We start from the raw sequence: 15,640 nt of genomic DNA, 5'->3' as shown, positions 1-15,640 counted from the left end.
ACGTCCATCTTGTCACGGAATCACTGCCCGAACATATACGGACGACCCGTAAGCCCAAGCAACGCAAGAGGTCCGAGCGGTTCGCACATTATCGCTCGTTCGTTGCTATCCGAACATGGTGACCGCCAAGGAAATTCCTAAGGAACGGTTAGGAAATATGCGGATAGTGGATGCGGTCGTCGTCGGACAACTCGGTGATCCGGAGTTCGCCCGCTCCCCCGCAGATCGGGCACACCCGTGACCCCTGGCAGGTGCGGCAGCGGTGGCGACCGGTGGCGGTGGGCGCCTTGGTCCAGCCGGTGCCGTGGCAGGTGGGGCACAGGCCCTGGCCGTCGCATTCGTAGCAGAGGACGGCGCCGTCGCTGACGGTGTCCGGGGTGACGGCCGGGGCGGGGCGGTCGGGGGGTGGATCCGGCTGGTAGAGCTGGATGTTGGGGGTTTCACCGAGCAGGACGATGCCGCCGTAGCCGTCCTCGATGCGGGCTTGCAGACAGTAGCCCTCGCGATCGCCGCGGACGATGACGACGGTCGGGGCCTGCGGATCACGCTGGACCTGGACGGCCCAGCCCGCGGTGTGCAGCACCTGGGCGGCGCGGTCGGCGCGGGACGGATCCGGTGGGCCGGACAGGTTGGCGAGGGCCTCGAACCGGTGACGGGGCGGATCGGCCCAGTCCACCTGGCTGGGATGCTTCGGGATGACCACGTACGGTGCCGACCCGGGCACGAGCTGGGCACCGAACCAGCGCATCTGGCCGCGGAGGAACTCGGCGGAGCGGTCCAGCCACTCGCGCACGCCCTCGATCTCCGCCATTACCGTGCACCACCTTCGAGACCAGCCGTTGCCGGACGGTAACCGGCGGGCTTGTACACGATCACCATACGGTCGGTGGGCTGCGGCGGCGAGTATTTGGCCATGGCGTCCGGGTTGATCACATTGCTGGCTCCGGTGTCGATGGTGAACAGGTATTCGTCGCTGCCGTCGCCCTCGAACTCGGTGTGCTCGACCACCTCGAAGGCGGCCGCGAGCGAGGGCGGCAGCACGCGGCTGATGGCGAGCATGAGCTCGTCGCCCTGGATATGCCCGCGGTCGCCGGGTTCGCCACCCTCCACCAGTTCCGACTTCATGTCCCACTGGATTTCGATGTGCGCGCCGGGCACCAGGGTGTGCGGCAATTGCCGGGCCAGGGTGTCGTAGTCGGTGTCGCCGTAGTGGGCGCTGACATTGTTGATGTAGTAGCGCGCCACGCCGCCGTTGCCGCCGACATTGAGCACCGCGCCGTGCAGCAGCAAGTCGGCCCACACCATGAGCGAACCCGGGCGGGTCAGCGGACCGGCGTCGAGGATGCCGAGGTTGCGGCGGCGCTGGCCTGCGTCGGCGTAATCCATGGGCAGTTCGGTTTGCAGGATGAGGCCGCGACCGGAGGTGTCCCGTGCGGGCGTCAATTCGACCGCGAACCCACCGCGCCCGACACCCACGTCCACGGTGTGGCCGCCCTCGACCGCCGCGGGCACCGACGGGCGCGGCACGAACCGCACCGGATGGCTCTGCTGGGCGGGCAGTCGATACTGCGCGCGCGGACGGGAGAGCACGTCGACCGAGGACCGGCCGTTGGCCTCGTCATGGATCACCACGACGTATTCGATGTCCAGGCCGGCCGCTTCGGCGCCACGGTTGGCCCGGTCCATGGCGTGGAAGAAGTCGAGCATGGACATGGTCTGCCCGCCCGGATGGGTGGCGGTGGCCGGGAAGTACACCTCACCGGTGGACCGATCGAGCAGGCCGCCGACCCGGTCGGGCATCTGGGCGTAGGCGCGGGCCGCCTGGCGCATCCGGTCGAAGTCGATGGCCTGATTGATCTGCTGCATGTGGCCGGGGGTGTGCTGTACCTCGGTGATCGCGGCGTCCAGTGCGGCCGCCCGCCAACCCGGCGGCATCGGATCGTTGAAGGCGCGTTTGATCGGAGCCAGGGCGGCGACCAGGTCGTCGGCGCTGAACAGTTCGGCCGCTTCGAGCTGTTTGCGGATGGTGCTGACGTCACGGTTGGCGAAGATCGGCTCGAACAGGCGGCGGCACTGCTCCTCGCGCATCCTGGCATTGAGCGAAAGTTGTTCCGCCATCAGCACTTCGGAGGCGTGCTCGCCCGTCAGGAAGCGGGACAGCTGGCCGAGGTGGGTGAGCGCGGCCTCGTGGAACGCCGGGTCGGTCAGTGTCTTCCCGAAGATGGGCCGGAAGGCGACAGCGCCACCGTATTCCAGCCTGATCCGGCGCGAGAGTTCCGGATCGTGGGCGGCCAGCGCTTCCGCCGCCGGACCGGCCGGGTCCACGTCCATGCCCAGGTGCGCGATCAGGTCGTCGAAGTCGGCCCGGATCTCGGGGGTCAGCTTGCTGCGGGCGGGGTCGAAGATCGACTGGTCCAGCTGGGTGGCAAGCACTTTCAGTTCCGCAAAGCGCGGACCGGGGTGCTGGAATTCGGGGTCGGTCAGCTGCCGGATCCGGGTGAGCATGTGCGCGACGGCACGGGCCACGTCCCTGGTGCGCAGTCGGTCGGACAGGATGACGTCGAACGCGGCACCGCCGGGACGCAGCTGGAAGCTGCCGACTTCGCTCTCGAAACTGCTCTCGACCCGCACGTGCACCTGTCGGCCGTCGGGCAGTAGGAAGTGGCCGTCGCGGTGCCAGCCGGTCTCGACCGGCTGGATCGCCCGGAGCATGTTCGCGATCGCCTGCCTGGCCAGTTTCGGGGTCAGCACGCCGTCGTCGACCATGCGGCCGTTGCCGTCGAAGTTGCCTATGCCCTCGATGATTTCGCTGTAGCCGTCGGGCAGGGCGGAGGTGCGCGGTTGCGCCGGCTCGAGGTATTCCGGCTCGTCGGTCTCCGGCTGGCCATCGAGATACTCCGCCCCCTGGACCTCCCGGCCCGGCACGAGCGCTTCCGGCAGCGACGGGTCCCCACCCAGATACTCCGGCCCCTCGACCTCCCGGCCCGGCACGAGCGCTTCCGGCAGCGACGGATCGTCACCGAGATACTCCGGCCCCTCGGTGGTGGGCACGATCTGGGTCGGCGTCGCCCGATTCTGCCCACCGAGACTCGATTCGCTCACCTCGGCGGACGGCTCCGACACCTGCTGGTTCGCGGATACCTCGGACTCGGTGCTGCGCGGCTGCTCGATGCCGATCATGGTCGGCGCCTGGTCGAACGGCTCCGTGACGGCGGGGCTCGTGTCGATCATGGTCGGCTCGTGCGGCGCCGCAGGCGTGACCGACCGGGGCGGAGTGGGTGTACCCGGCGTGGGAATCGCGGTGATCGTCTCGGCCCCCGCGACCAACCCGGCCACCTCGCCGACCCCGAGCTTGTGCGCGATCCTGGCCAGATAGGTGGCTACGGTGTGCTCGGAAATCTCCAGCGCCGCGGCGATTTCGGTGTTCGACCGCCCCGCGGTACGCAGCGTGTACACCTCGGTTTCCCGGGGGCTCAACGCGGTACGCCCCTCGCCGGACTGCGGCCGCAGGGCGAACTCGGCGTCCATGGGCAGGATGCCCGCCCGCAGCGCGGTCGTCACCATGCCTGCCCGGCCGCTGATGCCCAGCGCGCGGCCGATCCGGACCAGGTGGTTCTTCACCACGGACTCGGTGGTGTCCAGGGCCAGCCCGATCTCCTTGTTCGACCACCCGTCCGCGACCAGAGCCAGGACCTCGAGCTGGATGTCGTCCAGCGCGTCCGGGTGCAGCCCGCCCTCGAGCTTCATGGCGACATCCGGATCCGAGAACGGCAGGATCCCGCTGCGCACGCCGATCGCCGCCATCGCGGCCCGATCGCCGGTGCCGAGCTTGACGGCGATGCTGGTCAGGTGGGTGTGCACCGTGTAGTCCGCGAGCGTCAACCGCTCCGCGATCTGCTTGTTGGTCAGGCCCGCCGCCACCAGGTCCAGCACTTCGACTTCCCGCGGGGTGAGATCGCGGTGGGTGATCAGCGCATCGGGGTGGGCCTCCGTAGCGGCGGCGTGCTCGGCGCTCGGCAACAGCGCCCTTCCATCGGCGCCGTAGGCGATCGCGGAGATCTTGCGAGACCCGGGCGTGACCGTGCCGGGCACGTGCTCGCGCCACGCGCCGTCGTCGACATTGGGATCGCTGACCATGACCTGGCCGTCGACCAGCCGCCACAGGGTCAGGTGCGCGACATTCATGCCGCCGATCGAGTACTCCTCGACCATCAGCATCGCGGTGGCCGGGTCGTCGGGGTCGGTCAGGCGCGCGGCGATCGCGTCTCGCGAATCGGCGGGTCGCATCCGGCCGTGCGCGTACTGTTCCTCGACCTCGAGCGCGGTCCGACCGGACAGTTTCGCCTCGGTGGGCACGGTGACATCCAGCCCGGCCGCGCGGCCGGTGCGCATGGTTTGCCGGACGCAGTCCTCGGCAGGCCGCGGATTCGGCAGCGGCGCACCGGCTTCGGGTAGGTCGAAGCCCGTCCCGCCATCCGAAGTGTCCGAGGCCGCGCGCGGGCCGGGTACCTGGCCGCTCGGTTCCGGACCGGCGGCCGGGGCACCCGGACGGCGGATTCGCTCGGCGAAACGCCGCAGGAAACTCCGCTTCGCCGCGGGGCTCTCGGGTTCCGCTGAGCGGCCCTCGATCTCGGCCTGCGGTTCGACAGCCGCGGTGGGCGTGCTGTCGATCTCCGGATTCGGGGTGTGCAGCTCGACGAGCGCGGCCGGGACGAGCGGCGCGATCCGGGCCGACCCGTCCAGCAGCAGCTGGGCGATACGCTCGGCCACCTGGTCGGGGCTGGCGCCGGTCATGCCCTGGAACCACCGGGACAGCACATCCGTGGGGTGACCGGCGTGATTCGGCGGCGCGACCCGCCAGCCACCCGCACCGTCGGCGTGCAACCGCAGCGTGCAGGACACCGCTCCGATGGGCAGGTTCGTGTCGACGAATTTGCCTGCGGGCCGATCGCTGAAATCCCGGATCGGGAGCGGGATCTGGCGGGTGACCAGCCGGTGGCTGACCGCGGCCGGATGCGGCTCGGTGATCGACGGGTCCGCCTGCACCATCCGGAAGCCGACGCGCTCGAACCCGTGGGTCACTTCGGCATGGGCGGTACCCGCGGCGATGAAGGCATCCGGCCCGAGCAGCTCGAGCCATTGCCGGAGATCGAGATCGAAGGTGAAGTCCGGATCCACCTCGCTGCGCAGCCGATAGCGCAGATAGTGATCCAGCAGCACCGGCGCGACCTCGTCGTAGCGCGGCGCGCGGAACATGCCCTCGGCGTCGTCTTGCAGCATGTCCGCGACGACGACCTCGCCGTCGGGTCCCCGCGTGACCGACAGGTATTCGAGTTCGTGCGATCCCCGCCACAGCACGCCGTCGAAATCGGGCTGCTCCAGCTCGAGATCACGCAGCAGATCGACGTGCTCGCCCGGTTCGGCGAGCACCAGCAACCGCGGATTGTCGCTGCCCGGATACGGCGGGAGCAGGGCGAACCGATCCGCGAGCGGGCCCTCGTCGACAACCCGTTGCGCGCCTGGGTTTTCGGCCAGCACGCGGTCGAGCTCCCGGCCGAACACACCGGAGTCGAGACCGGGTGTCTCCAGCTCGGAGGCGGTGGCCGCTTCGATCGCGGCCGTCAGGGCGTCGAGCGCGGGCTGAGCGGCCGAGTCCTCCTCGATGTCCCACGGCAGCCGACGGTTCAGGTCCCCGCTGGCGAAACGGGCGAGATCCAGGGCGATCTGGGCATCCACCAGACCGGTCCCGGCCAGATAGGCGCGCACCGCCGCGAGCCGCTCCGCCGCGCTGTCCTCGGCGGCCAGGTAGGCCTGCTCGGCCGGGCCGAGCGGTACGAACGCGCCCTGGGCGCGCTGGGCGCGCAGCTCCTGAATAGCCTCGACGAAGCGGGCGGCGTACAGGTCCAGCAGCGCATCCGTCTGCTCCGCGGGCGGGGCGACGGTTTCCGGTGCGGGCGTGTCCGCCGTCGGCGGAATGGCGTGCGCGCGATCCCATTCCGAATCGAAGAAGGTTTTCAGGTCGACGCCGTCGACAACCGGGCCGAGCGCCGCCAGCTGCTCCCGAACGGTACGGGCTGCGAACCGGTAGGCCACCGCGTGCGTCGCCGCCTGCGGCACCTGGTTGTCGTTGCGGAGGCCGTCGTACTTCGACTCCACCGAATAGACGTTGCGCAGCAGGTTTTCGGCGTGGTCGTAGGCGGCATGGTAGGCCTGCGCCAGCGGGCTGCCGGTGTAGCGGCTGTAGCCGTGCACTTCGCGGCGGTGGTGGAACCGGCGGGCCTCGGCCTCGGCGCGCAGGTCCAGCATCGCCGTGACGTAGCTGTCACGGCCCTCGGTCAGCAGGACCAGCGGGTCACCATCCGAGCGCGTCGCCTGCGCCAGGTGCGCCGCGACGACCAACTGCTCGGCATGGGAGACGGAGCCACGGCCGAAGGGCAGCACCAGGGTGTTGGTGACGGCGTCGTAGCCCGATTCGCGGGTGAGGTTCTCGCGACCGGCGTCGGTCGTTCCGATCTGGTCGAAGCCGAACCGGATCCGCACGCCAAGGCGCTCCAGGGTCCGCATGGCCCAGCGACCGGTCTCGGTCGACTGCAATTCGGCTCGGACGCTGGTCATTTCGCGGTTGGCCGTGCGCTCCAGCGACGGCAGCACGGCCCGGTCGGCGATCTCCAGATCGGACGGGACCGCGGCCTCTCGGCGTGGGCGACCGTTGATGTCGTCCATGGCGCGGCCCACCGCCGCGGCGCGCGCGTGCGCCCCCTGCCACAGTTCGGTGAGCTCGACCAGCGCGCCCATCTGCTCCCGGCTGTGCGTGGGCCACATGCGGACCTCGGAACGCAGGAAGTGATCGGACATCACGTCGAGCACGTAGTGCAGTCGCGCCACCCGATCCGTGGTGTCGGGCATTGCGGCGACCTTCGTCGCGGTCATCGCGTGCACTTGGTCCTGGACCTGATCCCAGGCCGTCTCGAGCGCGTCGATCTCCCGTTGCAGCGCCGCGGTGATCCGCATCAGGCGCTGCCGCTCGCGCACCTGCCGCTCCGTCAGCTCGAGCCCGCGGCCCATGCCCCGGCGGCTCTCCCACTGGCTCTCGAGGGTCTCGCGCAGATCCGTCGCGGTGATGAACTCCGCGCTCTCCAGCAGCGCGTCGACCCCGGCCACCCGCCGGGCGCGGCTCGCCAGCGCGTCATCGGTGCCTGGGGCCACCTGCGCGCTGTCGTAGGCGGCGAAGTAGCGGGCGAACAGGGCCTGCTGGAACGCCAGGTCGGCTCGGTCGACGCCGAGCAGGTCGGTCCGCGCGAAACCGGCGTCCTGCACCTGTTGATCGAATTCGGCCCGCCAGGCGATCGCGGTGGCCTCCGCGCGCAGCCACGGCTCCACGAACGCGTCCCGGTCCATATCGCGGATCAGCATGGGTTCGGTTTCCACCGCGTCGGCCGCGACGGCCTGCATCCGGGCCGCGTGCGCGAGCACCTGCTCCGCCACGGCGACGAGGCCCCGGCCGGTGGTGTCGATGGTGATCTGGCGGATGCGGCCGTGGAAGTGATCACGGTCGCCGAACTGGACGTGGGCTTCGGCGTTGTGCAGGACCGCCATGGCCTCCTGGCCGATGGCGGTGCGGAACAGCAGTTCCCACACCGGGTGGGTGGCGTCACCGGGCAGGCCGACGACCGTCGGACCCAGCAGCGGGTCGGGCGGTTGCGCAGCCAGCTTCACCCGCGTGGTCCGCGGCTCGTCGGCGAACGGGTCGTCCGGGTCCGGTTGCGCGCCATCCTGATCCGATGCGGTCGCGCCGATCAGCAGGTTGTCCTCCGGGAGCGGCGCGGTGCGATCGCCGACATTCTGGACGACCTGGCCGTTGCGCCAGACCACCGCGCGGGTGGCGGCTGTCTCCGCGCGGGAGCCGCCGGTCAGCTCGGCCAGCGAGACCCGGTCGCCCGCGGCGGTCCGGAACCAGGCCAGCCCGTCGCCGTCCGGCTTGCCCGCATAGGTGACGCGCTGGCCGTCGACCTCGAAAACGTTGTCGCCCAAGTACTTCACCGTGTACGCGTGCGCACCGATCCCGGTCGCCTGGTCGGCGGTGTGGCGCTGGTCGAACACCCACGCCATCGCACCCGGGCCCGCCTGGTTGATCAGGCCTTCGACGAGGTTCGCGTGCACCTCGTGCGGCCCGGCGGTATCGAACCCTTCCGGCCGCGCCCCCCGCAGCAGCCCCCGCACATCCCGCCAGCGCCGCCCGGACGGACTCCGGGTTTCCGGATCCGGCAGCCCCGCGACATCACCCTGATCCGCGACCACCCGCCCCAGGGACTGGTCGACGCAGTCGGCGATCGGCAGGTCATCGGGTTCGGCTGGAATCAGCTGTGGTGCAACGACATCCGGTTCGCTGAACCCGTGCACACCATCGGAGAGCGGCCCGGCGTCCGTCACGGCCGGTAGCACCGCCGCGACCACGGCCGCCACGTCGAGATTCCGGTTCAACCGGAGGACGGCCCGATGCTGCCGCTGCTCGACCACATGCTCGGGCAGGGCGAGTGCGGCAGCGATATCGGCGGTCTTCTCCTTCAGAATGAAACGCTGCTCGATCAGGGTCCAGTCGGCCTCGGAGAGGTGCCGCGCAGCCTGCCGCAAGGCGCCGGGGTCGGCGGCCAAGTCGCGCACCCGGCGCAATTCGGCGCTGTCGCGAGTCTGCGCGGGGATTCGCGCGTCCGGATCGGTCGCGAGCAGCTCGACCAGTTTGGCGATCGCCCGCGTTCGCACCTTGCTGGTCGCCTGTGGGGAGATGTCCAGTGCGGCCGCGATTTCGGTGTGCGACCAACCGTCGAGGAACATCATGACCGCCGTGCGCTGCTGCGGGGTCAGCAGATCCATGCAGTCCAGGAAGTTTTCGTCGTTGGCCTGCCAGGCGGTCACGACCGTCGCGTCGGCGCCGGTGACCACAATCGCCCCGGACAGCTTCTTGACCATCCGTCCGACGGCCAAGACCTCCCGCTCGGCCAGCCGGTCCTCGCTGATGCCCAGGTCCGCCGCGGTATCGGCCGACGTCATGCCCTGCATGATGCGGCGTCGAATGATCCTGGCGCCCTGGGTATCCAGCGACCGGACCGCGCTGCGCACCCCGGCGGTATCATCCCGCTGCATCTTTTCCAATGCCAGCAGGGCTTCGGCCGGCGACATCCACACCACCGCGGCAGGCTGGGCCAGCGCCTCGACCATCTGCCGAATCGCTTCCGCACGCAACACCTGCACCGCCGCCGCATCGACCGACAGATCGACCGCGATCGCCGCGGGCCGCAGCCCTTGCAGAGTCAGGTCGAGGCAGGTGCGCTGCTGTTCGGTGAGCGTGCCCAGGGCCCGGCGCCAGGCGCCGCCGCCCTCCTGCTGCGCCGCGACCACCACCGCCGCGTCCGCGAACAGTTCGGGGTCGGCGCGGCGATCCGCCCACACCGCTTCGAGGCCCGGGTGTCCGATGGCCGCAATCGATTCCGCGAACCGGACCACCGCGCGCCGGACCTGCTCCGGGTCAACACCGGCCGCCGCGGCGACCTCCGGCAGCGACGACTGGCTGCGGAAGCGCAGCAGCAGCTCCCGCTGGTGCGCGTCGAGCCGACGGAAGCCGTCGTTCAGTTCCGCCTGGGTCGCCGTGGCGAGCGCCGCACCTTCCAGACAGGTCGCCGGGCGGCCGCTGAACTGGGCGAACGCGCCTTGCAACCGCCGGTGCAACTGGAGCGCCGCGTTCTTGGTCGGCTGCGCGGCCGGACGCGGATCGTGCGCGGCGCCGTTCCAGCCGCGGAGTCCCCCGGCGGCCTGCGCAATGTCCGCACCCGTGAGATGCGGCACCACGGTCGCACCGATCGCACCGCCGACAGCGGCGCTGCGCGCGGCATCCCAATTCACAGCAGCGGCGATCCCCGAACCCGTGAGGTTCGGCGCAGCAGTGGCACCGATCGCACCACCGATCGCGGCCGCGTGCGCGGCATTCCAATCCACAGCGCTGTCGCCCGTGCGGTGCGGTGCGGCCGTGGCGCGGGACAGGTCCAGGCTGATCGGAGCCACCTTGCCGGTGCCCTTGGCGAGGTTCTTGTCGTAGTGGACGGTGTGGTCGGCAACCGGGGCGAGAGTGGTGGGTGCGTTGGCCGCGGCGGGGTGATCGGTGAGTACCTCGGCGACGGCATGCAGGATGCGGGCCGACTCGGGGTTCGGCATCAGGGCTGCGAGGGCTCGCAGACGCTGCGGGGCAACGATTTCAGCGAGTCGGTCGGCGTCGGCCGCTTGGTCGAACGGTGCGCCGTGCGCGTCCCACAGCAGGTGTTCGTGCAGGGTGAGCTCCAGGACACCCGCGTGGTCGCCCTGGTTGGGTACCCGGACGGGCATCAGGATCTGCGCGTGCTCGCCCTGGGGCAACATCAGCTGGAAGGCCTGCCACAGGGTGCGCAGTTCGGCGTCCGCCGTGAGGGCCTGCGGGTGGGTCTGTCCCCAGTCGGTCAGCGTCGTGCTGACGATCTGGTTGGCGCCCAGCGGCGGCGCGAGCTCGACAATGCCGTGCGCGTTGTAGCCACGTGCCATGAGCAGCCACTTGAGTGCGTAGGCGGCCTCGGCGTAGGCGGCGCGGGCGGAGCTCGGATCGACCGCCGGTTCGGCGGTCGCGGGTTCGAGTGTGGCTCCGGCGGTGTTGGGCACCAGGGCCGCGGTGAGAATCGCGTTGCCGCGCACCGCGAATCGACCGTGCATCTCGGTCAGCGGCAGGCCGTCTCTACCGGTGGCCCCCACCATCAGCTGCACGTGGAACGTACCGGCCTCGATGTCGAAAGTGACCAGCGAGCCCTGGAAGACATGGTTCAGGCGCAGACTCTGGTCACCGGTCGCGGTGTACCAGGCCTTGAAGATGCTCTCCTTGACCGAGAACAGCACCTTGTCCCAGGCCACGCCGCTGTCCGGTAGAAAGTCCAATTGCTCCTGCACCCAGAGCAATTCCTCGACTCGGCCGGTGCCGTACATCATCTGCCGGACGGACCGGTTGTCTTCGGCGTCGATGCCGACTGCCCGGAACTGCTCGGCGTCGGCCACCACCGCGGCGTAGTAGTTGAGCTGGGTGGCCCGGTCGATCATCTTGTTGGTGAGGCTGCCGACCAGCCCTTCCGGGAACACCGGTTCGCCCAGCGGGCCGCGCGCAATCTCGACCTCCCCGTGGCCGCGCTCTGCCAGCGCACGCCGGGCGGCGGTGCGTGTATTCGCTCTCTCCCGCACAAAGCCCGGCGTCGACGTCTCCTTCAGGAGGACGGCGGCCTCCCCCGGCAGCAGGGTCGCGGTCGGATCGTCGCCGACGATCTCGTAGGTGGACAGCTCGGGCAGCAGCTGACCGATGAGCGAAGCCGGTGTCTGGCGGAGTCCGTCGGCGACCCCATCCTGATTCGCCTGGGCGTCGGCCAACTCGTAGGCGCGGTTCTTGCTGGCGTCGACACCGAGGTCGGCGGCGTCGAAGATGTCCTTCGGGGTGAGGCCGGGCAGGATCTCGGTGACCCCGACGTGCAGGCCCATACCGTGGTAGGCCGCTTCGCCCGGGTGCTTCGGATGCTCGATCACGTCCAGGCCGTGCTCGGCGGTGTAGGCGGCGACCCGGGCTTGGATATCGGCGAGGACGCCGGTCAGCGTCTGTTGGTCGATGCCGATGACAACGGCGGCGAGTTCGTCACCGCCGGTGCGCATCGGCACGACGGCGCCGCCGACCGCGTCGAGGGCGTAGCGGAAGGCCTCGGCGATGCCGCGGAAGTGCACGTTGGCGGCCTCTGCCCGGTTGTTCATCACCGCGTTGAGGCCGCTGAGGTTGGCGATATCAGCGGACAGGAAGAACGCGGGCACGCCGGTTTCGGCGACGAACTGCTGGGCGCGCAACACCTCGGCGGTCTTCACGCCGGAGAGCCGGGCGTCGTAGAAGTCGGTGACCTCGTCCCGGCCGACCGGGCGGTACATCGCCTCGGCCACCAGCTCCGGGGTCAGCTCGCCCAGCGCATGCAGACCCTCGGCGAACGCGAAGCGGCGCAGTTCATCCGGTGACGGGTAGGCGGCGAGCGCGGGTAGGTTGCGGTTCAGTCCGCCGAGGTCGAGTCCTGGCGTCGGCGTTTCAGGTCCGCGCGCAGTTCGGCTTTGGCCGCTGCTCGCTTCTGCGCCAGCTCGCGTTCCAGTTCCTGGATCCGTCGCGCCCGCTGTTCCGGTGTCAGCCCGGTCAGCCCCAGTCGCTCGTCGCGGCTCTCCTGCGACATCGGTCCTCCCGTTCTTGCTGGCGTCGACGCCGAGGTCGGCGGCGTCGAAAATGTCCTTGGGTGTCAGGCCCGGCACGATCTCGGTGAACCCGACATGCAGGCCGACACCGTGATAGGCCGGGTCGCCCGGATGCTTCGGGTGCTCGATCTCGCTGAGCCCCTCCTGCCGAGCATAGGCAGTGACGCGCCGATTCACCTCGGCGGTGATCTCGGTCAGGGTCCGCTCGTCGAGGCCGAGCACGATCGCGCCGACCTCGTCACCGCCGGTGCGCATCGGGATCACCACGCCGCCGGAGTCCTCGAGCGCGGTACGGAACGCGGTGGCGATGCCGTTGTAGTAGACGTTCGCGGTCTCGGCCTGGTTGTTGCAGAACGCGTTGAGCCCGCTCAGGTTGGCCACATCCGCCGAGACGAAGAACACGGGCACACCGGTGTACGCGGCGAAGTTCTGCGCCCGCAACACCTCCGCCGTCTTCAGCCCGGACACCCGCGCGTCGTAGAACTCGGTGACCGCGTCGCGCCCGACCGGCTCGTACAGCGCGTCGGCCACGGCCTCCGGCGAGGAGAGGTCCGTTTCGCGAACCTTCTGTTCGAATTCGGCGTGGTGCACGTCATCCGGGGACAGGTAGTCCGGAGTGGGGTCGCTGTATGTGGCGCCGGACTCCCCCAGCCACGGGACCACGATCGAATCGTGCAGCTGCCGCCACGCTCTGGTCACCCGATCCGCGTCCGGTCCCAGGTCGGGATCGGTGTAGCGCAGGGTGACGCCGTCGCCGTCACGGGTGAGTTCCAGGGTGACCCGGCCGGGTTCGCCGCCGACCGGGTGCAGCGAGACGGTCACCGTGGCGCGGTCTCCGGTGGTGGCGATGTCGGTGACGTCCAGCCAGAAGTCCGCGCCCCAGCCTCGGAACACCATGGCCGCGAGCTGATCACCGCGGGCCATCAGCTCCGCGACGGTGGCGAAAGGCAGTGCCGGACGCCATATTCCGTGCTGCTGCTGCACGCCGTGGACGACGGTATCGGTGGTGTCCACCCGGGCCTCGCTCAGCACGGCGCGCAGCTGGGCGGTGAACAGTGCTTGCCGCTCCGGGTCCAAGAAGGCTCCGCTCATCGGAATGAGCTCGGTGAGCTTGCCGTTCTCGATCACCCAGTGGCCGAAGGCGATCGGGCCGTCCGATGCGTCGGCGTAGCTGCTGTAGAGCAGCTGATGCAGTTGCACGTCCCGCGGATCCAGTTTGCCGACGACATCGTCGACGGCGACACAGCGGATATCGCTCGGGTCGGCGCCGATGAGGAAGGACACGCCCTTCGGGCCCGAACTGTAGGGCTGGTTGTTCTGGTCGTAGAAGACACCGCCGCGCAGCTGGAGCTTGCCGATATCGATGCCGTCGGTCAGCTCGGGCCGGTAGGAGTTCGGCGACTTCGGCTCGGCTACCTGGTAGCCGGTGCCAGGTCCGGGGGCGACATCGTCGGTGTCGGTTTCCGGGCTCGCGGGTGTATCGCCCTGGGGCGCGGTCGGATCGGTTGGCTGCGCCGGATCCGGGTCGGTCCCAGGACCGGGGTCGCTGTCGGCGATCGGCATGATGAACCAGATCGCTTTGCCGCGGCCGTTGGCCAGGGGCGCGTAATCCCAGGCGTCGGTCTCGGTGTGCAGGATCTTGATGCCGCGACCGCGTTCAGAGTTGGCTGCGGCATCCTGCTTCTCGGCTTCGGTCGGCTCGGCGGCGGCCGAGGAATTGTTGTCCCCGGTTTCGGCGGCGGCCTCGGCGTCGTCCACCGCCGCTGCCAGCTCAGCCAGGTCCATCCCCGCGAAGCCGTCCTCATCCAGATTCGCCAGCAACGCGTCGACATCGGCCTGCTTCGGCGTCTCCACAGCCGACTCGGCGTCGTCCACCGCCGCCGCCAGCTCAGCCAGATCCATCCCCGCGAAGCCGTCCTCATCCAGATTCGCCAACAGCGCATCGCCATCAGCCTGCTTCGGCGTCTCGGGCTCGGGCTGAGCGGCCTTCTGTGCGGCCGCCTGCTCTGCCAGGCGGCGTTCCTCGGCTGCCGTGACCCGGTCCACCATCAGGTTGGCGCTCTCGCGGATCGGGCCGCTCGGCGGGTGATCGGCGACGTTGTCGATGCTCTGCACCACGAGGTGGCCGGTGCCGGGCAGCACGCGCAGCGTGATCTGGACCGGTCCGGTGCTGTGCTCCACCGAGTTCGCCACGGCCTCGCTGGTCGCCAACCACGCCATTTGGAGGTGGACGTCATCATCGGCGCTCCAGCCGATCGCCGCGAGCTGATCGCGCAGCCAGTGCCGCCCGATCGACGCCTGCACTCGACGTTCGCCCTTGACGCGGTCGTTCTCGTGGAGGTCCTCGGGGCGTTCGGTATCCGTAACCTCCTCGCCCACGGTGGTTTCCGCATAGTGGCCGGGATGCCCCTCGAATGCGGCACCCGACTCGGCGAGCCACGGCAGGATCACCGATTCGTGCATTTCGACGAAGGCGTCGGCGAGCCGGATGGGGTCTGAGCCCGGCTGGAAGGCGGGGTCCTTGGTGTCCACACCGGCGTAACCCAGATCGAGGTCCCAGTACCGCATCGTGGTGCCGTTCGCGTCGCGGGTGAATTCCAGCGTGACCCGGCCCGAGCCGCCGCGCGCAAGGTCGAGCGCCAGCGTCACCGAAAGCGTGTCGATCGGTCCGTCGGCGGTGGCGCCGTGCTGCATGTCCACGCTCTCGACACGCACCGCGAAATGCGTTCCGGGACCGATCAACTGGAATGCCTGCGCGCCGTTCCCATCGAGCAGATCGCCGACCGAGATGGTCGGGGTGCCGTCGAGCCGCAGGCTGGGAACAGTGAGGTCCCCGGAGAACCGGACGGCGCCGAGATCCACATTGTGGCGTGCCAATTCGAACTTCAGGTTCGCGGCGAAGGTCGGATCCGTGCTCGCCTGCTGGAAGGTCGTGCTGAACGGCTGGACATGGACGAGCCTGCCCTCGACGATCTTCCAGTCGCCGAACGCCGCCGGTCCCGCGTCGATATCGCTGTAGGTGCTGTACAGCGCGGCGTGGTTGGCGTTGGCTGAAGTCCGGAACTCACCGTCGGCACCCATGATGAAGAAGTCGCCGTCCGGGTCGATCGTGTTGTACAGCGCGTTGTCCGGACCCCAGCGGAACAGCCCGTCGGCACCCAGGCGAATGATGCGGTAGTCCGTTTCACTCGCCGTCTGCGGCCGGTAGGCGTCGTCGTCGCTCGGCCGCGCGACCTCGTATTCGTCGCGGCTCGGCACCGGTCCGGCCAGCGGTTCCGGCGCCCGTTCGGGCTCGGCCACCGGATCGGGATCCACTGGCGCGGGCGGATTCTCGTCGAACTCGAACCACACCGTCTTGGCG

The 15,640-nt window shown here is 69.7% G+C and carries 2 protein-coding genes (1 of these 2 cut by a window edge); both read right to left on the bottom strand.

The genetic code is table 11. The features are described from left to right. Positions 1-148: 148 nt before the first annotated feature. The gene (locus AC3ERS_RS05395; protein ID WP_431964090.1) at positions 149-811 is read right to left on the bottom strand and encodes a hypothetical protein; all 663 of its coding nucleotides are present in this window, start codon (positions 809-811) and stop codon (positions 149-151) included. Continuing rightward, a protein-coding gene (locus tag AC3ERS_RS05390; RefSeq protein WP_431964088.1) for a sigma factor-like helix-turn-helix DNA-binding protein crosses the window boundary here: on the bottom strand, positions 811-15,640 show its 3' portion. It continues 38,240 nt past the right edge of the window; 14,830 of the gene's 53,070 nt are visible here — the last part of the coding sequence; its start codon lies beyond the right edge, outside the window — the gene reads right to left on this strand; it ends in the stop codon at positions 811-813. Before AC3ERS_RS05390 ends, AC3ERS_RS05395 begins: the two co-directional genes overlap by 1 nt.

The organism is Nocardia sp. bgisy134 (genome assembly GCF_057708325.1).
Note: the sequence above shows the minus strand (reverse complement) of the source record. Positions and strands in the feature narration are given on the sequence as shown.